This window comes from Arthrobacter sp. TmtSoilC77 (assembly GCF_059739415.1).
Map to the genome: position 1 here is coordinate 3,588,821 of NZ_AP046050.1, position 18,763 is coordinate 3,607,583.

An 18,763-nucleotide genomic window follows, 5' to 3' on the forward strand; every position below is an offset into this window, starting at 1 on the left:
TCTAGCTCCTGGCCTCTGCGTAGGTCCAAAGTCGTATCTGGAGATGGGCGAGCAATCGTTCGTCCGCGGACTGCAGGTCCAGGCCGGCCTCTTCGCAAGCGCGTCGGAGCCGGTAGTGGACGGTGTTGCGGTGGATGGCCAGTTCCTCCGCGCAGCGGTTCACATCGCCAAAGAATTCGAGGTATGTGAGCAGTGTCAGAGCGAACTCCGGGTATCGGTCGCAGAGCTTCGCTATGCCTTGGTGCCGCAGCCCCTTCCGGGTTTCCAGCAGATCCAGCAACTCGTTGGTGAGGACCGTGGTTTCCACATCCCGGTAGGAAGCAACACGGATGGACGGGGTGCTCTGCAACACCTTCAGGACGCTGCGGACATGGTCAAGCGTGGCGTACAGGGCGTCCAGCCGCGGAACAATCGGGCCCACGGCGGCCTGGACCTGGAAATGAAGGTGGGTGGTGGCGTCGCGCACAATCGTGTTGACCAGCCGGTTGATGGCGGGCAAAGACTTCACCGGGTCCAGATCCGGCAGGATGATCGCCGTTTCCGTGCCCAGGGCCCCCACCACTGCTCCCGGACGGTACGCCGCAGCGTGGATGGAGGCGAGGTTGGAGAGCTCGCCCCTTCTGAGCTGTTGCCCCGGGGCGCTCTGGTCCAGCCCGCCCGCCGAAATCAGCACCAAGGCAGCCGGTTTGGACGGGTCTATTCCTGCCGACTGGGCCTGCGAGTGAACCTGTGCCGTTCCGCTGAGCAGGCTGGACACCCTGTCTTCGCGCATCGACTGGGATTGCTGGTTCCGGTGGCGCACCAGTTCAATCGCGGCATGCCGGGCAGCACCGATCATCAGCCTGTCAGTGTTCGGCGCCAACGGCTCGGCACCTTCCTGCAGCCAGATGTAGCCCATCACCCGGCTCCCCGCATGGATGCCAATGGCCACGCGTTCCCGAAGGCCGGCATCAGGGTTGGCCTCCACATGGACGGGTTCTTCTGTGGCCTGAAGATGCTTGTAGACGCCTGATTCCTTGAGGAGTTTCTGGTACCGCTCCGGTCCGCGCCGCGCAAGGATGGACAGGCGCCGAAGCTCATCAACATCGTTGGATGCCGGCGAGTAGGCAAGGACCCTGTTTCCCGGATCCTCGATCACAACGTGGCCGTTGGTCAGGGTTGCGGTTGTTTGGGCGATGGCGAACAAGTCCCTGTGCACCGTGGTGGGGTTATCCCCGGACACACCACGTTCCCGGATACGGTCCACAGCGACGCTTTCAAACTTGTCCCAGCGAAGGCCGGGAGCTACGGCTACCAATCCAATTCCGGTGGATTGCAGCAGTTCCGCCACGGCTTCGAGTTCACGTTCGTTGCCCTTGACGGCCACGGCCGTGGGCCTGCCGCTGATGATCCTCCGGATTGCCGGCAGCGCCACACGTCCACGGGCACCGATGAGCATCACCAAGGACCCGGGACGGGTGGCATCCTCGTCTTCTGCATCCACAATGACCGTTTCACGAACTGTCAGGTTGTCCGCGTCCGGGGCAAGCAATAACCGTGCGTTGTCCACGCCCAGGTCTTCAAGTACATCGCTCAGCAAGGTGACGACTCCGTCGTCGTCAATGTCCAGGGCATTCAACGAAGCTATCGCTTCCTCTCGTATTCAATTCGGGTCAACCGGACATCCTTCGCCATTGAAGAAGTCCTGCCCATGCTCCTGCGCAATCGCGCACAGCCAGAAACATTACCGGGCCTTCAGGACACCAGTGTTGTCCAGCTGGCACAAGAGCCGGGGCCCGAATTTGGTTCGCCAGCCAATTTGCGCGATTCCCCTGAGATCTAGAGTTATTTACTGTCCCCAACGCCACAAACACTGTGTGTTCTGCCTGTGCACTCAGCAGGTTTGTGCCGTTCGGAACTGTTGAGCTGCCGACGGCGGCGCCGGAGTCAAAGGAGACCCCCAGTGATACCCACGTCAGTTTCAGCGCATTCTGCTGCGCCCGACCGGTCCGACGAGGCCGGCACCCTGCTTGTTGCCCAGGAGCCGGGCCAGGATTTCTCAACGGAAGAATCGGGCTACCGGAAGACCCTCAAGCCCCGCCAGATCCAAATGATCGCCATAGGCGGCGCGATCGGCACGGGGCTTTTCATGGGAGCCGGAGGCCGCCTCAATGGTTCAGGCCCGGCCTTGATCCTGGTGTATGCGGTGTGCGGATTCTTTGCCTTCCTCATCCTGCGCGCCTTGGGCGAGCTGGTTCTCTACCGCCCGGCCTCAGGCTCGTTCGTTTCCTATGCCCGTGAGTTTTATGGCGAGAAAATGGCCTACACGGCTGGTTGGTTGTACTTCCTGAACTGGGCCATGACCTCCATTGTGGATGTGACCGCGGTGGCCCTGTACGTGAAGTTTTGGGGCCAGTTCTGGCAGCCGATCAACGACGTCCCGCAGTGGCTCATCGCCCTCATCGCACTGGTTGTAGTGCTGGCCTTGAACCTCGTGTCGGTAAAGATCTTCGGTGAGATGGAGTTCTGGTTCGCCCTCATCAAGGTCGGTGCGCTGGTAGCCTTCCTCGTCGTCGGAATCTGCTTCATCGTCCTTGGTGGCAGGACGGACGTGGGCGTTCCCGGCCTGAACGTCATTGCGGACAACGGGGGCCTCTTTCCCATGGGCGCGGTGGCGCCACTCCTGGCAATCAGCGGCGTCGTCTTCGCGTACGCAGCTGTTGAGTTGGTGGGAACGGCCGCCGGCGAAACCGCCAACCCGCACAAGGTCATGCCCAAAGCCGTCAACACGGTGGTTCTCCGTATCGGCATTTTCTACGTCGGCTCCGTCCTGTTGCTCTCCCTTCTGCTGCCTTTCACGTCCTACAAGTCCGGTGAGTCGCCGTTCGTGACCTTCTTCTCCCACCTTGGCGATCCCCAGGCCGGCGCGATCTCGGCCTCCGTGATGAACTTCGTGGTTCTGACCGCCGCCCTCTCAAGCCTCAACGCTGGCCTGTACTCCACCGGCCGGATCCTGCGTTCCATGGCAATCAAGGGCTCAGCGCCGCGCTTCACCGCCCGCATCAGCGCTTCCGGCGTCCCCTACGGCGGCATCCTGCTGACTGCTGTCATCACCTTGATGGGCGTGGGCCTGAATGCGATCGTTCCGTCGCAGGTCTTTGAAATCGTGCTCGAGGTCTCTGCGCTGGGCATCATCGGCGGTTGGGCCACCATCATGCTCTGCCACATCAAGCTGCAGGCCTGGGTGCGGAGCGGCAAAGTCATTAGGCCCGCATTCCGGCTGTTCGGCGCCCCCTTTACCTCCTATCTCACCCTCGGATTCCTGGCCTTTGTCCTGATCACCATGGGTTTCTCGGAAACAGGCCGCTGGGTGCTCGCGTCCCTGCTGGTGCTGGCGCCGCTGCTGGTGGGTGGCTGGTACGCCCACAGGGGCCGAATCCGTAATGAACAGTCCGCTTTGAACCCGCCCTCAGTTTGAAAGAGAACACACTTCACATGAGCACCCTCTCCCCCCTTCCAAAAATTGGCACGCCCAGCCGCGCCTGGCGGTCGCGCGCCGATGCTTGGGAGTTCCTGGGATATGCCATCAAGCAGCTTGCCTTGGACCCTTACGCAGGATCCTCCGACTCAGGTTTGCACTCCCAGATCAGCCGGACTTTCGCTCTTCTGGATGCCGTGGAGCCCTACTGGGCAAAACCGGGCGTTGCCGCTGTGGCCCAGTTACGCCAACTGGTGAACGACGGCGACCCCCACGCCGCGCTGGAACTTCTGGGCGGTTTGGCGCATCTGCCGTTGGCTTCCGGAGCGGAGCAAGGTTCATCGTCCGGGCTTGTCCAGGAGTCGCTGGAGGACGAGGTTGCACCAGCCGAGCAGGCTGAACGACCCCGTTTTGAGGTCCTGATGGTGGACAACATCACGGCCCAGGAAGCGGAGGCATTGAAGGGCAGCGTGGCAGCCCAGCGACGCCCTTCCGATGCTTTCACGTACGAAATCAATGTGGTTCCCAGCTACGAAGACGCGTTGGTCGCCGTCCTGCTTAACCCCGACATCCAGGCAGTGATCCTGCGTCCGGGCTTCTCCGTTCGCAGCTCCCGGCAGCTTGGCACCGACCTCCGCCGGTTCCTGGCCGGGCACACGCCCGAAGGCCTGCAGGCCTTGCGACCCGTCAAACGGATCCTTGGCCTGGCCGAGGAAATATCCGGTCTCAGGCCTGAGCTGGACGTCTACCTCGTTGCAGGCGTCTCCATCGAGTCCCTGGCCGGATCGCTGACCAGGAAGTTCCGAAGGATTTTCCGCAGGCAGGATCACTTGGACCTGCACTTGTCCCTGTTGTCCGGGGTTGCGGAACGATACGAGGCTCCGTTCTTCACAGCTCTCCAGGATTACAGCCGACGCCCTGCAAGCGTCTTCCACGCGCTGCCCATTTCGCGTGGAGGATCCGTAGGGAACTCCCCTTGGATCCGGGACATGGCCGATTTCTACGGGACAAACCTCCTTTTGGCAGAGACTTCGGCAACGTCCGGCGGCCTCGATTCGCTCCTGGACCCGCATGGATCCATCAAGCAGGCGCAGGACCTCGCCGCCCGGGCCTTCGGAGCGCAGAGAACCTACTTCGTTACCAATGGCACGTCCACGGCCAACAAGATCGTTCATCAGTCTCTGCTGGCTCCTGGCGACGTTGTGCTGGTTGATCGAAACTGCCACAAGTCCCATCACTACGCCTTCGTGCTCGCTGGTGCCCGCGTTTCATATCTGGATGCCTACCCCTTGGACAAGTACGCCTTCTATGGTGCTGTGCCCTTGGCCAGTTTGAAGCGCAGGCTGCTTGAGTACCGGCGGGCCGGACGGCTGCACGAGGTCAAAATGGTCACGCTCACCAACTGCACGTTTGACGGAATCGTTTACGACGTCGAGCGTGTCATGGAGGAATGCCTGGCCATCAAACCCGATCTGGTTTTCCTCTGGGACGAGGCATGGTTTGCTTTCGCCCGCTCCCACCCCATCTACCGGCGTCGAACGGCAATGGCGTCAGCAGCCGCACTGGAAGCCTCCTTCAGCAACCCTGCCTACGCGGCCCGGTACGCCGGGCAAGCAGCGGCCCTGCATGACCCTGTCACCGGTGAGCCCGTTGATGATGAGGCCTGGCTGAACACGCGGCTGATTCCCAACCCTGAGAAGGCACGCATCAGGGTTTACGCCACCCAGTCCACGCATAAGACGTTGACGTCCTTGCGCCAAGGTTCGATGATCCACGTGTACGACCAGGACTTCATGGCCTCCAACCAGGAGTCCTTCCGCGAGGCGTACATGACCCACACCTCCACCTCGCCCAACTACCAAATCCTGGCGTCCCTGGACATTGGCCGTCGGCAGGTGGAGCTGGAAGGTTTTGGTTTGGTCCAGAAGCAATCCGACCTCGCCGTTTCCGTCGCGCAAGCCGTTGCACGGCATCCCCTGCTGAAGAAATACTTCCGCGTGTTGACCTCGCGGGACCTTATTGAGCCTCAATACCGGGAAACCAGCGCCGCCATGCCGCTGCGGGAGGGATTGGCGGAACTTGAGGACGCCTGGCAGCGCGATGAGTTCGTCATTGATCCCAGCCGCCTCACGCTGGACATCAGCAGGACAGGCATCGACGGCGACACGTTCCGCCACAGCTACCTCATGGACGATCACGGAATCCAGGTGAACAAGACGTCCCGGAACACTGTGCTGTTCATGACCAACATCGGCACTTCGCGGAGTTCCGTGGCGTACTTGATCGAGGTGCTGGTCAAACTCGCCGAAGGTTTCGAAAGCCCGCATCCCTCAGCGCGACCCCGAACAGTGCCTGTGCCTGTGTCTTCGCAGGCCGGAGCATCAGGGGTGGTTGGGCAGACACCACCGCTCCCGGACTTCAGCACGTTTGCCGCACGGTTCCGTGTGGACGATGCCTGCGAAGACGGGGATATCCGCGCAGCCTACTTCGAAAGCTACAAGCCCGAATCCACGGCGTACCTGTCCGCCGATGAACTTGCCCTTGCAGTGCGCGCCGGGCAGGAAGTCATTTCTGCCGGCTTCGTCACGCCGTACCCGCCCGGCTTCCCCATCCTTGTCCCGGGCCAGGTCATTACCCGGCAGACGTTGGAGTTCATGGCTGCTTTGGACACCCGGGAGATCCACGGCTTCGATCACGAACGCGGTTACCGGGTTTTCGTGGACGGGCCTGCAGTTTCGGGGTCCGGGGTTTCCGGGTCTGGGGTTTCGAATGCTGGGGTTTCGGATGCTGGCGTTTCGGACACTGCTGTGGAAGCGGCGGGCATCGGGCGGCTGCCCGCCGCTTCGTAGGCGTAACTCAGGCGTTTTGCCGGGGCTTAGGCGTTTGTCGGGCCCAGCCAAAAGCAGGTGCGATGTACTTCGCGACGTTCCCCAGGAGCTTCGCGTTGTACTCCACCCCAAGTTGGTTGGGCACCGTCAGCAGGACGGTATCGGCAGCCTGGACGGCTGCATCGGCTGCGAGTTCTTCTGCCAACTCGTCCGGCTCGCCGATGTAGCTCTTCCCGAAACGGGACAACGCGCCGTCGAGAATTCCAACCTGGTCCTGCCGGTCCGCTTGGGCGCGAAGGCCGAAGTACCGGTTGTCCACCTCATCGACGATCGGCAGGATGCTGCGGCTGACGGAAACGCGGGGCTCGAAGTCGTGCCCGGCAGCTGCCCAGGCTTCGCGGAACAGGTGGATCTGCTCGGCTTGCAATTGGTCGAACGGGACGCCGGTATCTTCGGTCAGGAGCGTGGAACTCATGAGGTTCATGCCTTGCTCGGCGGCCCAGACTGCCGTCTTGCGGGTTCCGGCACCCCACCAGATCCGCTGTGGAAGTCCTGGAGAGAGTGGCTGGATGGGCAGAAGTCCAGTGGCTCCGCCTGCGTAGTGGGGATCAGCCTGGGCAACCCCGTGCCCGGCAATGGCCTTGCGGAACAGCGCGGTGTGGCGCCGCGCCATGTCGCCTGCGTCCTCGCCCTCGTTCGGAACATAGCCAAAGTTGGCGGCTCCGTTCAGGGCAGGCTCGGGTGAACCACGGCTTACTCCGAGCTGAAGCCGGCCATCGCTGATCAGGTCCGTGGCCGCAGCCTCCTCCGCCATGTACAGCGGGTTTTCATAGCGCATGTCGATCACGCCGGTGCCCATCTCGATGGTGCTGGTCCTTGCCGCGATGGCGGCGAGCAGCGGGAACGGGGACGCTTGCTGCCGGGCAAAGTGGTGCACACGGAAGAACGCCCCATCGATCCCCAGTTCCTCTGCGGCCACCGCCAGTTCGATGCCCTGCTTGATTGCTTCACCGGCCGACGGCACCAGTGAACCAGGGACGCGTGCCCAATGGCCGAAGGAAAGGAAGCCGATCCGTTTGTTGTGCATGTCCGGGACAACTCGTGAGACGGCCCAGGAATTCCTCGCGAAAAAACTTATCCGGCGCGTCGGTAGTGCATGGCCACCGCGCCGTTGCTCAGCGGCTCGGCAGAGATCAGTTCGAGGCGTCGGGTGGTGGGCAGTCCGCCTTGGTACAGGGTTGGGCCGTGCCCGGTGATCATGGGGTGGATGAGGAATTTGTACTCATCGATCAGGTCCAGCCGGTCCAGCTCGGTGGCAAGTTTGCCGCTGCCCACAAGCACGCCGCGGGGAGTCCGGTCCTTGAGTTCCTGCACCGCCGTTCGCAGCTCGCCGACAACGTGGTGGCTGTTGGTCCACGGGAAGTCACTACGGGTCGCCGAGACCACGTATTTGGGCTTGGTCTCCAGTGTGAGGGCCCAATCGCGCAGGGCAGGCGGCGCATCGACTTCGCCACGGGCCACCAGCGGCCAGTAGGCCTCCATCATTTCGTACGTGGTGCGGCCCCAGAGCATCGCGCCGCTCTCCTCCAGGAGCCGGGTGTAATGGGCATGCGTCTCGTCGTCGGCGATGCCCTCACGGTGGTCGACGCAACCATCCAAAGTGACGTTGATGCTGAACGTTAGAAGGCCCATTCGCCGATTCTAGCCAGCCAAAGCAACGCGGGGTCAGTTACGGCCCATGTTTAGCTTCAACATGGGCTGTATCTGACCCCGCGTTGCTTTAAGAAAGGGACCCTAGCGGCTGCTGCCCGCCAGCAAACCACGACGCTGGAGGAGGCGCTTTTCGATCGGGCCGAAAACGAGGAGCTCGATCAGGATGCCCACAGCCAGGATCAACAGGATGGCGGACATGACCACGGCCATGTCGGACAGCGCACGTCCTTGATCAAGCAGCGAGCCCAAGCCGAAGCCGATGGTGCCACCGACAGCGATGATTTCCGCGGCCATCAACGAGCGCCAGGAGAAAGCCCAACCCTGCTTCAATCCGCCGATGTACCCGGGCAGTGCTGCAGGAAGGACGATCTGCAGGGCCATCTGCAGCCGGTTCGCACCGAGCACAGTACCCACGCTGCGGTATTGCGGCGGGATCTGGTCCACACCGGAGATGAGGCCGTTGATGATCGACGGGATCGCACCCATGAGGACCACGAAGTAGACGGTGGCATCGGTCAGGCCAAACCAGATGATCGCGGCCGGCACCCAAGCCACGGACGGCAGGACCTGAAGCCCGGAAATCAGAGGCCCAAACGCGCGGCGAAGCGGAGCGACCTGAGCCAGCAACAGGCCCACAGGCGTAGCAACCACCACCGAAATCAGGAAGCCGATCAAGCCGCGCTGCAACGAAGTCCACACCGATTCCTGAACCCTGCCTTCACCCCAGAGCGTCACCAGCTGGTTGAGCACATCAAGGGGCCCGGGAACCTGGTCACGGCGCTTAAGGCCGAGGGAGACGTAGAACTGCCAGGCGAGGACGAGGACTACCAGGGCTGCGATCGGCAGCAGTACGCGCTTCCATTCGATGCCGGCCTTACGTCCGGTATCGGACTGGAGGTTGTCCAAGCCTGCTTCGAGGTCGCGCAGTTCGGAGGGGTTGCCCTTCAAGGACGGCGAAGTAATGTGCTCGCTGGATTCGCTCACGGGCAGGGTCCGCTCCTGGGTAGTGGTGGGATTACTTGGCATGGCGGCGGATCTCCTCGCGTAGCCGGCGGGTAATGACTCCGGTCAGCTCCCCGGCACGACCAGCATCGGTTCGGTGTTCCTCGGTCACATCCCATTCGGCGACAACACGGCCGGGACGCGAGGACAAAAGCAGCACGCGCTGGCCCAACCGGACAGCCTCGCGAACGTTGTGCGTCACGAACACGATGGTGCGGCCGGTTTCCTTCCAGATCCGCTCGAGTTCGTCGTGCAAGAGGTCGCGGGTAATCGCGTCAAGGGCCGCGAAGGGCTCGTCCATCAACAACAGCTGCCGGTCCTGTGCCAAGGAACGTGCAAGGGCCACGCGTTGCCGCATGCCACCGGACAGTTCATGCGGACGCTTGTCGCCGGCGCCGCCGAGGTGGACAAGCTCCAGCAGTTCAGTTGCCCGTTCCCGGCGGCTGGCCTTGGTGCTGGACTTGTCAGCCAGCTGAAGTGCCAGCTCGATGTTGCCTCGCGCCGTCAACCACGGGAACAGCGCCGAGTCCTGGAACATGAACGCCGCGCCGTCGCTGGGCACTTCAAGGGCGCCCGACGTCGGATGCTCAAGTCCCGCCATGATGTTCAGTAGCGTGGACTTGCCGCAGCCGGACGCACCGAGGAGGGCAACGAACTCGCCCTGCGCGATCGTGGCGTTGACGTCGTCCAGCACCGGGGCGCCGTCGCCGAAGCGCTTGCCCAGGTTCTCGAGTACGACTGGCATGGTCCCGTCCTTCGTGTTGATTGGTGGAGCTGATATGGCTGAAGGCCGGCCCGCTCCCCCACCCGTATTCCGGAGGGGAAGCGGACCAGCCGGTTGGTGCTTAGTCCTGGCCGAGCCCTGCAGCGGACGTCTTCTTGCCCTCTACTTCGTTCAATGCCCGGAGGTCGAAGATGCCGTTGATGTCGGCAGCTTTGGTGGTGCCGGCGTCCACACCGTCCTGGAGGAGCTTCTTGTACGTTCCCGCGAGCGGGTCAGTGGTGAAGGTGATGTTCTTCAGTGCGCGGTCGATCACGTTGGCGGGGAGCGGCTTGCCGGCCGTGTCCTTCAGGACAGCGTTGATGGTGCTGGCCTTCTCTTCTGGCGTTGCGGAGTTCAGCCAGTTCACGGATTCAACATGGCCCTTGAGCAGTGCCTTCACGGTTTCCGGGTGCTCAGCGGCGAACTTCTTGTTCACGATCAGGATGGTGGTGGTGAATTCGCCCTTGTCCCACAGGTCCTTCTCGTCTACGAGGACTTTCGCGCCTGCTTCCAGGACCAAACGGGAGGCCCACGGCTCAGGCAACCACGCGCCGTCGAGCTTTCCGTCCTGGAAGAGCTTCAGGGTCTGGGCGTTTTCGGTCGGGTTGATGTTGACGTCGCCGCTGCCGTCCGGGTTGGTCTTGTAGCCCTGGTGGCCCAACCATGCGCGGAGGGCTACGTCCTGCGTCCCGCCAAGCTGCGGAGAGGCGAGGACTTTGCCCTTGAGGTCAGCCGCGGAGTTGATTTCGGGCTTGACCACCAGCTGGGCTCCGCCTGCTGCGGCGCCGGCGATGATGCTGACGGACTCGCCGTTGCTCTTGACGAACGAGTTGATGGCCGGGTTGGGGCCGATGTAGGTGGCGTCGATGGCGCCGGCGTTCAAGGCTTCGATCGCGGCAGGGCCTGCATTGAAGATCTGGGTGCTGAGCTTGGTATCGCCGAGGTCCTTGGCGATGATGCCTTTGCTGATGCCAACCAGGGCCGGGCCGTGGGTGACGTTGCTGAAGTAGCCGAGCTTGAGCTCAGCAGCCGGGGACGTCGTAGGAGCCGGGGCGGCCTGGTTGTTCTGGGAGACGACGGAGGCCACTGCGGCGCCTGCACCGATCAGCAGGGCCAAGCCGACGGCCAGGCCGATCTCAAGGCCGCGGCGACGCTTGGGCTTGTTGGTCTCACCAGCGACGATGCGGGTGGTGCCGGAATCGGGCTTCTGTGACTCGGGGGTGTTTGCCATGGGGAGGTCCTAAGGAGATGTGGGATGCGAAAAGGGGCGAAGATCAGGCCCCTTGACATCGCCCGTTCGGGGCAAGGAAGGACCATTCCGGAAAGGTCATAAGTTCACAGTAGGGACTGTCATATTTCCGCTTCAATCCCATGGAAACCAACGTTCACGCAGGGTCACGTGACGTCATATTCGCCGCCAGGCCTTCAATGTTGCGTGGGGTTGTGCGGCACTTGGGTTCACCCAAGGTCACTTGACGTCATGTTTGCTGCCAGCTCTGCGATGTCCTGCGGCGTCGTGCGGCAGCAGCCACCGATCAGCCGGGCTCCACGCTCGCGCCAGTCAGCGGCGTTCCCGGCGAGCGTAGTTGTGCCGTGACCGCCTGCGGAAGGGCCCCACGTCTTGGTGACGGCGTCGTACGTCTCCCCCGAGTTCGGGTACGCGACCAACGGTTTGTCCGATACTTCGTTCAGCGTCCCCAGCGCCGAGGTCACAAGTTCCAGCGGCACACAGTTAACCCCGACGGCGGCTACCCGCGGTTCCGTGCGGAGCAGCGCAGCCACGTCCGCCAGCGGCGTTCCGTCACTGATGTGTTCCGCATCCCGCAGCGTGAACGTAAACCAGGATTCGACGTCGAACTCCGCCACGAGCGCCAACAGCGCCTCCGCTTCGGCGAACGACGGCAGGGTCTCGCACGCCAGGAAGTCTGCCCCGGCATCCACAAGGGCGGCGATGCGTGGGCGGTGGAAATCCATGAACTCCGCACCGCTCAGGGTGTAGTCGCCCCGGTATTCCGAGCCGTCAGCCAGATAGGCGCCGTAGGGACCTACGGATCCGGCCACCAGAAGAGGCCCGTTGGAAGGGTTCGCCGCAGCGTGCTCGCGGCGGGCCTCGTCGGCCAGCCGGACGCTCCGGGCCACCAACTCCAGCGATTCCTCCACGGAAAGCCCGCGACGCGCAAACCCCTGGGGAGTTGCCTGGTAGCTCGCTGTGATCGCCACGGAGGCACCGGCGTCGAAATAGTCCCGGTGGACCTGCTTGATCAGGTGTGGCTGTTCCAGCAGGACCTTGGCCGACCATAGGGCATCCTCAAGATCACAGCCGTGGGCCTCCAATTCGGTGGCAAGGGCCCCATCCAGGACGAGGTCCTGGCCGGAGTCCAACAGGGTGCTGAGTGCTGTGTTCTGTGGCATGTGGTGATCTTCCTGCTTAATCGCTCAATGAAAAAACCGCAGCTTGTTCGAAATCCCCCCGCCGTACAAGGCCGGGATTTTCGAACAAGCTGCGGTCTATCTGACTTTTCGACCTTAGATGACGTAGCGCTCGTCTTCGTGATCGCCAGGGTGGTCCTTGACCAGGCCGGCGGCAAGGGTGTTGCCGTCGATGGGGTCGATCACCAGGAAGGCGCCCGTACGGCGGTGGTGCAGGTAGTTCTCCAGCGGCAACGGAGCAGCCAGGCGAAGCTGGGCGTGTCCGATGTCGTTGAGCTCAAGGCTTGAAGCAGGCTCCACGTTGAAGGTAGCCAGGTCCAGCTTGCCGGTGACGTTGCGAACCAGGGCCTGGACCGTGCGCGTACCGTGCTTTACCAGGACCTTCTGACCCTCGCGCAGGGGCTTCGGCGAGAGCCAGCACAGCGAGGCGTACAGGTCAGCAGTGCTTTCGCGGACCGTGCCTGCGGCAGCGATGGTGTCGCCACGGGCGATGTCGATCTCGTCAGCCAAACGAACGGCAACGGACTGCGGAGCAGCCGCTTCCTGAAGTTCCTTGCCAGCGAAGTCGATGCCGGTAATCCGGGTGATACGCGGCTCGTGGCCTGGGCTCAGCACGGTGACTTCGTCGCCAACCTTGACGGAGCCCTCGGTGATCTGGCCGGCGTAGGCACGGTAATCGCGGTATGCCTCCACATCGAGCCCAGCCGCCACGGCGTCCGGTGCCAAGGCGCCCTGCGGACGGATGACCAGCTGCACCGGGAAGCGGAAGCTCTCCAGTTCGGCTTCCAGCTCGTCAGCGGCCGGCAGCGTTTCAAGGACCTCAAGCAGTGCAGGACCGGTGTACCAGGGGGTGCGGTCCGAGCGGTCCACGACGTTGTCGCCGTCGAGCGCCGAAACCGGAACCACCAGCAGGTCCGCCACGCCGTCGGAACCAAGTCCCAGCTCGCGGGCAACCTTCTGCACGTCAGTTTCGATGTCGCGGAACACCTGTTCGCTGAAGTCAACGAGGTCGATCTTGTTCACCGCCACAATGACGTGGGCAACCCGGAGCAACTGCAGCACGGACAGGTGGCGGCGGGTCTGCTCAAGGACACCCTTGCGTGCGTCGATCAGCACGACGACGGCATCCGCAGTGGACGCGCCAGTCACCGTGTTCTTGGTGTACTGAACGTGGCCGGGGCAGTCCGCCAGGATGAAGCTGCGGCGGTCGGTGGCGAAGTAGCGGTATGCGACGTCGATCGTGATGCCCTGCTCGCGCTCGGCACGGAGGCCGTCGGTCAGGAGGGCGAGGTCGATCCCGCCCTTGTCCCCACCGAAGCCGCGGTCCGCAGAGGTGCGGGCAACGGCGTCGAGCGTGTCAGCAAGAATCGCCTTCGAATCGTGAAGGAGGCGGCCCACCAAAGTGGACTTGCCGTCGTCCACCGATCCAGCCGTTGCGAAGCGGAACAGCGTGGACGGGAGCGGCGCGGACTCAAGCCCGCCATCCAGGAATACGGTATCGGTGCTCATTTAGAAGTAGCCGTCCTTCTTGCGGTCTTCCATGGCTGCCTCGGAGATGCGGTCATCTGCTCGGGTGGCGCCACGTTCGGTCAGGGTTGAGGCAGCGACTTCAACTACGACGTCGGCCACGGTGCGTGCGTCGGATTCGACGGCACCGGTGCAGGACATGTCGCCCACCGTGCGGTAGCGAACCAGCTTGGTGATGACTTCCTCGTGCGGCAACGGCTCGGAAACCTCGCCTACCGCACGCCACATGCCGTCGCGGGCAAAAACCTCGCGCTCGTGGGCGTAGTACAGGCTGGGGAGCTCGATATTCTCGCGCTCGATGTAGCGCCAGATGTCCAGCTCGGTCCAGTTGCTGATGGGAAACGCGCGGACGTGCTGGCCCACGGTGTGGCGGCCGTTGTACAGGTTCCACAGCTCGGGGCGCTGGTTGCGCGGGTCCCACTGGCCGAATTCGTCGCGGAGGCTCAGGATGCGCTCCTTGGCGCGGGCCTTGTCCTCATCGCGACGGCCGCCGCCGAACACGGCGTCGAACTTGTTGCGCTGGATGGCATCCAGCAGCGGAACGGTCTGCAGCGGGTTGCGGGTGCCGTCGGCACGCTCGGCCAGTTCGCCACGGTCGATGAACTCCTGGACCGAACCAACAACCAGCTTCAAACCAAGACGCTCAACGGTGCGGTCGCGGAAGTCGATGACCTCCGGGAAGTTGTGGCCGGTGTCCACGTGCAGGACCGGGAAAGGAACCTTGCCCGGCCAGAAAGCCTTGGTGGCCAGGTGCAGCATGACCACGGAATCCTTGCCGCCGGAGAACAGCAGCGCAGGCTTCTCGAACTCAGCAACGACTTCACGGATGATGTGAATGGCCTCGGACTCAAGGGTGTCCAGTGAGCTCAACCGCTCACCTGAAGGGCCGCCGTGCCCGCTTCGCGATGCCCGCCACGCCGCGGCGGCCCCTTCAGCTTCGCTCTGCAACTGGTTCAACTCGAGGTCCTCGCTGGTTGTTTGAGTGCTCATGTGTGTAGTCCGCATTCTGTCTTGTCGGATCCTGCCCAGCGGCCGGCGCGGGGATCTTCACCCGGGGCCACCTTGCGGGTGCAGGGCTGGCAGCCGATGGACGGGTAGCCCTGGCTCAGGAGGGGGTTGACGGGAAGGATGTTGTCCTCGGAGTACTCGACCAGCTGGTCGAAGGTCCAGTCGACCATCGGGTTCACCTTGACCAGGCCAAAGCCCTCGTCCCAAGTGATCACCGGCGTGTTGGTGCGGGTGGGTCCTTCGTCGCGGCGAACACCTGTAAACCACACCTCGTAGCCGCCAAGCGAGCGGCGCAGCGGCTCTACCTTGCGCAGCGCGCAGCACTGGGCGGGGTCGCGGGCGAACAGGTCCTTGCCCAGCAAACGGTCCTGCTGTTCCACCGTGTTCTCCGGAAGGACGTCCACCACGTTGACGCGCAGGTTCGCCGCAACTTCGTCGCGGGTCTCGTACGTTTCCTTGAAGTGGTAGCCGGTCTCCAGGAACAAGACGTCGACGCCGGGAAGCTGGTCAGCGACCAAGGCCGGCAGTACGGCGTCGGCCATGGAGCAAGCCACGGTTACCGCGGGCAGCTCGAAGTTCCGGGCAACCCAGGCGATGACATCGCGGGCGGGAGCATTCCAGCCGAGCTCTGCAGCCCCGGCCTCGGCCAGAGCCTTGAGTTCTTCATTGGAACGCTTGGTTGCAACTGTCACTGGAGGTCTCCTTCATCTGCGGAGAGTGCCCACTCCGCGAAGGTCTGGCCCTCGGCGCCAGTGGCGACGAACTTGCGGACCACACGCTCCACGTAGTCAGGCAGGTTTTCGACCGTGACCTTGAGGCCGCGGACGGTACGTCCCAAACCGGCTTCCTCACGCTCGTTGTTGGCCAGCCCGCCACCGAGGTGAACCTGGAAACCCGGGGTGGGGTCGCCGTCGGGCGTTGGCAGCATCATGCCCTTGAGGCCGATGTCCGCGGTCTGGATGCGGGCGCAGGAGTTGGGGCAGCCGTTGATGTGGAGGGACAGTGCCTGGGGCAGCTGCTTGGTCTCCACGAGGTCAGCCAGGCGGCGTTCCAGTTCGGCGATTGCCGTAGCCGCGGTGACCTTGGTTTCCACGATGGCCAGCTTGCAGAACTCAATGCCGGTGCAGGCGATGGTGCCGCGGCGGAACACGGACGGACGGGCGGAAAGGCCCAGGGTGTCCAGTTCAGCGATGAGCGGCTCCACCTGCTCCTTGGCAACGTCCAGGATGACGAGCTTCTGGTGGGGAGTAGTGCGCAGGCGGTAGCTGCCGTGCTGCTCCAGAGTGTCGGCGAGCTTGACCAGCGCCTCGCCGGACGTGCGGCCAACCGTGGGGGTCACGCCGATGAAGAACTTGCCGTCCTTCTGCTCGTGGACACCGATGTGGTCGCCGGGAGCCGTGGGCTTGGGAGCGGCGGGGCCGTCCGGAAGCTTGAAGCCAAGGTATTCGTCTTCCAGGATCTGGCGGAACTTGGCCGGACCCCAGTCGTTCATCAGGAACTTCAGGCGGGCCTTGGTGCGCATGCGACGGTAGCCGTAGTCGCGGAAGATGCTGGTGACGCCCAGCCACACTTCGGCGGCGACGTCGGCCGAGACGAACACGCCGAGGCGTTCGGCAAGGCGCGGGTTGGTTGACAAACCGCCGCCAACCCAGAGGTCGTAACCTGCGCCGAGCTCGGGGTGGACGACACCCACCAGGGCGAAGTCGTTGATCTCGTGCACTACGTCCTGGGACGGGTGGCCGGTGATGGCGGTCTTGTACTTACGAGGCAGGTTGGCCAGCTCCGGGTCGCCGATGAAACGCTCGGCGAGCTCGTGGATGAGCGGCGTGGGGTCGATGATCTCGTCCTTGGCGATGCCGGCAACCGGGGAGCCGAGGATGACGCGGGGAACGTCGCCGCAGGCTTCGGTGGTGGACAGGCCGATGGATTCGAGGCGGCGCCAGATTTCCGGCACATCCTCCACGCGGATCCAGTGGAGCTGGATGTTCTGGCGGTCCGTGAGGTCGGCCGAGCCGCGGGCGAAGTCCACGGAGATCTGGCCGATAACGCGCAGCTGCTCGGTGGTCAGCGCACCGCCGTCGATGCGCACGCGCAGCATGAAGTACTTGTCTTCGAGCTCGTGCGGCTCAAGGGTTGCGGTCTTGCCGCCGTCGATCCCGGGCTTGCGCTGGGTGTAGAGGCCCCACCAGCGGAAACGGCCGTGAAGGTCGGTGCCGTCGATCGAGTCGAAGCCCTCTTTGGAATAGACAGACTCAATCCGCTCACGGACGTTCAGCCCGTTGTCTTCCTGCTTCCAGGTTTCGTTGGCGTTGAGCGGCGCAGTGCCATCAACCTTCCACTGGCCGTGGGGCTTGGCGGCAGGGCGGGTGCGTGCTGGGCGCGAGGGGACTGCGGAGTCCGCGGGCGCACCGGCTACAGCTGTATCTGTCATACGTCGACTTTAGGTCTGGCCAGTTTTCGTCAGCAAAGGTCCGGAAACGCTAAGTCACCTAGGGAAACATTTCGTCACGAACACGCCAGCGGCCTTGTCCCGGGAGCCCGTATATGCAGGTCCTTTTTGGGCTCCCTCCGCGCCAATAAAGGTTAGGACGCCCTTGCCAACACGGCGTCGTAACGCTCCAGTGCTATCTCCGCCAGAACCGGCGACGGCAGCAAAGGAGCCGTAACAATATCCGCCCCAGCCTTGGCCAGCTGGTCGTGGAAGTAGCCCGTTGCCAACAGGTAAGAGGCGACGAAAACCCTGCCGTTTGCCCCGTCTTCGGCGAGTTCGGCGCGCAAGGAGGCGACGCCGTCGGGCACTGTTGGCTGTGCACTGGCACCGTAGGCGACGCGAACCTTGTTCGGCAGCAGCTCAGCGAGTTGGCGCGCCTGCTCCTCCGAGTCCACCGAGCCGTCCGGAAGGGATGATCCTGCGGCAGCCAGCAGCACGCCGTCGTTCTCCTTCAGTCCGGCGGCGCGCAAGTGGGTGGCAAGCAGCTCCGCCAAGCGCGGGTCCGGACCCAGCGGCCTCGCGGCCACTACTTCCGGCCGGCTCTTGATCGCCTTGGGCACGTCCACCTTGATGTGGAAGCCGGTACTGAGCAAAAGCGGTACGACGACGGCGGCAGTCGCCTCGGGCAGACCCTCCACCACCCCGGACAACTCGGGTTCCTGCACGTCCACGTACGCCTCAAGGACCTGCAGGCCGGGGCGCAGGGCTTCGATTTCGGCCATGACGCGACGGATGGCGGCCTGGCCTTCGGGGTTGCGGGTTCCGTGGGCACAGGCGATCAAAACGGGGCTGTTCATGGGAGCTAGCGTAACGTTGAGCCAGCACCTACCGAGAGTCGCAGGCAGAAAGAACCCGTCCACTTGATTTCCATCGACATTGTCCTTCTGTGGCTTGACCTGGTCGGCGTGTTCTTCTTCGCGGTCTCGGGTTCGCTGCTGGCAGCCCGCAAACAATTCGACATCGTGGGTTCAGTACTCCTCGCCTCCATCGTCTCGCTGGGTGGGGGTGCGATCCGCGACGTCGTCATCAACGCCGGACCGCCTGTTGCTTTCACAAACCCGATCTACCTGATTCCGCCCCTGCTCGCTGCGCTGCTGGTGTACTTCCTGTTCTCCTCTGCGCAGCGCTTCACCTCCCTGTTAACGCTGTTCGACGCCGGCGGGCTGGCCCTTTTCTGCATCACCGGGACGTTGAAGGCACTCACCTCCGGCATGAATCCGGTGGCTGCAATCCTCTTGGGCGTCACCACGGCAGTGGGCGGCGGCCTGCTCCGCGACATCACCGCCAACGAGGTTCCAACCCTTTTTGATGCACGCGACATCTACGCGCTACCCGCGTTTGTGGGGGCCGGATTGACCACCCTGCTCTGGCACCTTGGCCTGTTCAGCGGGCTCACCGCATGCCTGGTGGCCGGCATTGTTTTTGCCTTCCGCGTCACAGCCTGGAGGCGCAGTTGGTACGTGCCACTGGCCGTCCGCGGATGGCAGCGTGCAGGCACCGGTACAGGCGCAATTTCGGGTGCCCGCGATTAGCTAGGATAAGAG

15 protein-coding genes are annotated in these 18,763 nt (G+C 63.4%); 3 read left to right on the plus strand and 12 right to left on the minus strand.

The features are described 5' to 3' along the window. Nucleotide 1 precedes the first annotated feature (1 nt). Nucleotides 2-1,618: a PucR family transcriptional regulator gene (locus tag AC6I99_RS16550; RefSeq protein ID WP_497961300.1), complete on the minus strand. Its 1,617-nt coding sequence runs from the start codon at nt 1,616-1,618 to the stop codon at nt 2-4. Nucleotides 1,619-2,005: 387 nt separating this feature from the next. Here AC6I99_RS16550 and AC6I99_RS16555 point away from each other — a divergent pair, with 387 nt between their 5' ends. Continuing rightward, a complete protein-coding gene (locus tag AC6I99_RS16555; RefSeq protein ID WP_497961987.1) occupies nt 2,006-3,457 on the plus strand; it encodes an amino acid permease in 1,452 nt (483 codons plus the stop codon). A 17-nt stretch (nt 3,458-3,474) separates the two neighbouring features. Next, nucleotides 3,475-6,306, plus strand: coding sequence for an aminotransferase class I/II-fold pyridoxal phosphate-dependent enzyme (locus AC6I99_RS16560; protein ID WP_497961301.1), 2,832 nt, complete (start codon nt 3,475-3,477; stop codon nt 6,304-6,306). Between the two features lie 7 nt (nt 6,307-6,313). On the opposite strand, the gene AC6I99_RS16565 is transcribed toward AC6I99_RS16560, so the two are convergent. The 11 genes from AC6I99_RS16565 to AC6I99_RS16615 all read right to left on the minus strand — a co-directional run bounded on the left by AC6I99_RS16565 (nt 6,314) and on the right by AC6I99_RS16615 (nt 18,079). Further along, nucleotides 6,314-7,372 (minus strand): LLM class flavin-dependent oxidoreductase, encoded by a 1,059-nt coding sequence (locus AC6I99_RS16565; RefSeq protein WP_497961302.1) that lies wholly within the window; start codon nt 7,370-7,372, stop codon nt 6,314-6,316. A gap of 47 nt (nt 7,373-7,419) precedes the next feature. Next, nucleotides 7,420-7,977 (minus strand): dihydrofolate reductase family protein, encoded by a 558-nt coding sequence (locus AC6I99_RS16570; protein WP_497944628.1) that lies wholly within the window; start codon nt 7,975-7,977, stop codon nt 7,420-7,422. Nucleotides 7,978-8,079: 102 nt separating this feature from the next. Beyond that, nucleotides 8,080-9,024 (minus strand): ABC transporter permease, encoded by a 945-nt coding sequence (locus AC6I99_RS16575; protein WP_224088454.1) that lies wholly within the window; start codon nt 9,022-9,024, stop codon nt 8,080-8,082. Then, nucleotides 9,014-9,745, minus strand: a complete 732-nt coding sequence (locus tag AC6I99_RS16580; protein ID WP_224165081.1) for an ABC transporter ATP-binding protein — start codon at nt 9,743-9,745, stop codon at nt 9,014-9,016. The genes AC6I99_RS16575 and AC6I99_RS16580 overlap by 11 nt, the downstream gene beginning before the upstream one ends. Before the next feature lie 100 nt (nt 9,746-9,845). Continuing rightward, nucleotides 9,846-10,994, minus strand: a complete 1,149-nt coding sequence (locus AC6I99_RS16585; protein ID WP_224088456.1) for an ABC transporter substrate-binding protein — start codon at nt 10,992-10,994, stop codon at nt 9,846-9,848. A gap of 227 nt (nt 10,995-11,221) precedes the next feature. Further along, on the minus strand, nt 11,222-12,175 hold the full coding sequence (gene mmuM, locus AC6I99_RS16590) for a homocysteine S-methyltransferase (RefSeq protein ID WP_497961303.1): 954 nt from the start codon (nt 12,173-12,175) through the stop codon (nt 11,222-11,224). 114 nt (nt 12,176-12,289) lie between these two features. Next, a complete protein-coding gene (locus AC6I99_RS16595) occupies nt 12,290-13,702 on the minus strand; it encodes a sulfate adenylyltransferase subunit 1 (RefSeq protein WP_224088460.1) in 1,413 nt (470 codons plus the stop codon). Then, nucleotides 13,703-14,710, minus strand: coding sequence for a sulfate adenylyltransferase subunit CysD (cysD, locus tag AC6I99_RS16600; protein WP_309925589.1), 1,008 nt, complete (start codon nt 14,708-14,710; stop codon nt 13,703-13,705). Continuing rightward, a complete protein-coding gene (locus AC6I99_RS16605; RefSeq protein ID WP_224088465.1) occupies nt 14,707-15,420 on the minus strand; it encodes a phosphoadenylyl-sulfate reductase in 714 nt (237 codons plus the stop codon). Before AC6I99_RS16605 ends, cysD begins: the two co-directional genes overlap by 4 nt. Further along, nucleotides 15,417-17,159: a nitrite/sulfite reductase gene (locus AC6I99_RS16610; protein WP_224088467.1), complete on the minus strand. Its 1,743-nt coding sequence runs from the start codon at nt 17,157-17,159 to the stop codon at nt 15,417-15,419. The genes AC6I99_RS16605 and AC6I99_RS16610 overlap by 4 nt, the downstream gene beginning before the upstream one ends. A 152-nt stretch (nt 17,160-17,311) precedes the next feature. Beyond that, nucleotides 17,312-18,079 carry a sirohydrochlorin chelatase gene (locus tag AC6I99_RS16615; protein ID WP_497961304.1) on the minus strand — a complete coding sequence of 256 codons (768 nt, stop codon included), beginning with the start codon at nt 18,077-18,079 and terminating at the stop codon, nt 17,312-17,314. Here AC6I99_RS16615 and AC6I99_RS16620 point away from each other — a divergent pair, their 5' ends adjacent. Beyond that, nucleotides 18,080-18,751: a trimeric intracellular cation channel family protein gene (locus AC6I99_RS16620; protein WP_497961305.1), complete on the plus strand. Its 672-nt coding sequence runs from the start codon at nt 18,080-18,082 to the stop codon at nt 18,749-18,751. Nucleotides 18,752-18,763 lie beyond the last annotated feature (12 nt).

Coding starts and splice junctions, on each gene's coding strand:
- AC6I99_RS16595 (WP_224088460.1), bottom strand. CDS start 13,702: ATGAGCACCGATACCGTATTCCTGGATGGCGGGCTTGAGTCCGCGCCG.
- AC6I99_RS16570 (WP_497944628.1), bottom strand. CDS start 7,977: ATGGGCCTTCTAACGTTCAGCATCAACGTCACTTTGGATGGTTGCGTC.
- AC6I99_RS16585 (WP_224088456.1), bottom strand. CDS start 10,994: ATGGCAAACACCCCCGAGTCACAGAAGCCCGATTCCGGCACCACCCGC.
- AC6I99_RS16560 (WP_497961301.1), top strand. CDS start 3,475: ATGAGCACCCTCTCCCCCCTTCCAAAAATTGGCACGCCCAGCCGCGCC.
- AC6I99_RS16565 (WP_497961302.1), bottom strand. CDS start 7,372: ATGCACAACAAACGGATCGGCTTCCTTTCCTTCGGCCATTGGGCACGC.
- mmuM (WP_497961303.1), bottom strand. CDS start 12,175: ATGCCACAGAACACAGCACTCAGCACCCTGTTGGACTCCGGCCAGGAC.
- AC6I99_RS16610 (WP_224088467.1), bottom strand. CDS start 17,159: ATGACAGATACAGCTGTAGCCGGTGCGCCCGCGGACTCCGCAGTCCCC.
- AC6I99_RS16580 (WP_224165081.1), bottom strand. CDS start 9,745: ATGCCAGTCGTACTCGAGAACCTGGGCAAGCGCTTCGGCGACGGCGCC.
- cysD (WP_309925589.1), bottom strand. CDS start 14,710: ATGAGCACTCAAACAACCAGCGAGGACCTCGAGTTGAACCAGTTGCAG.
- AC6I99_RS16575 (WP_224088454.1), bottom strand. CDS start 9,024: ATGCCAAGTAATCCCACCACTACCCAGGAGCGGACCCTGCCCGTGAGC.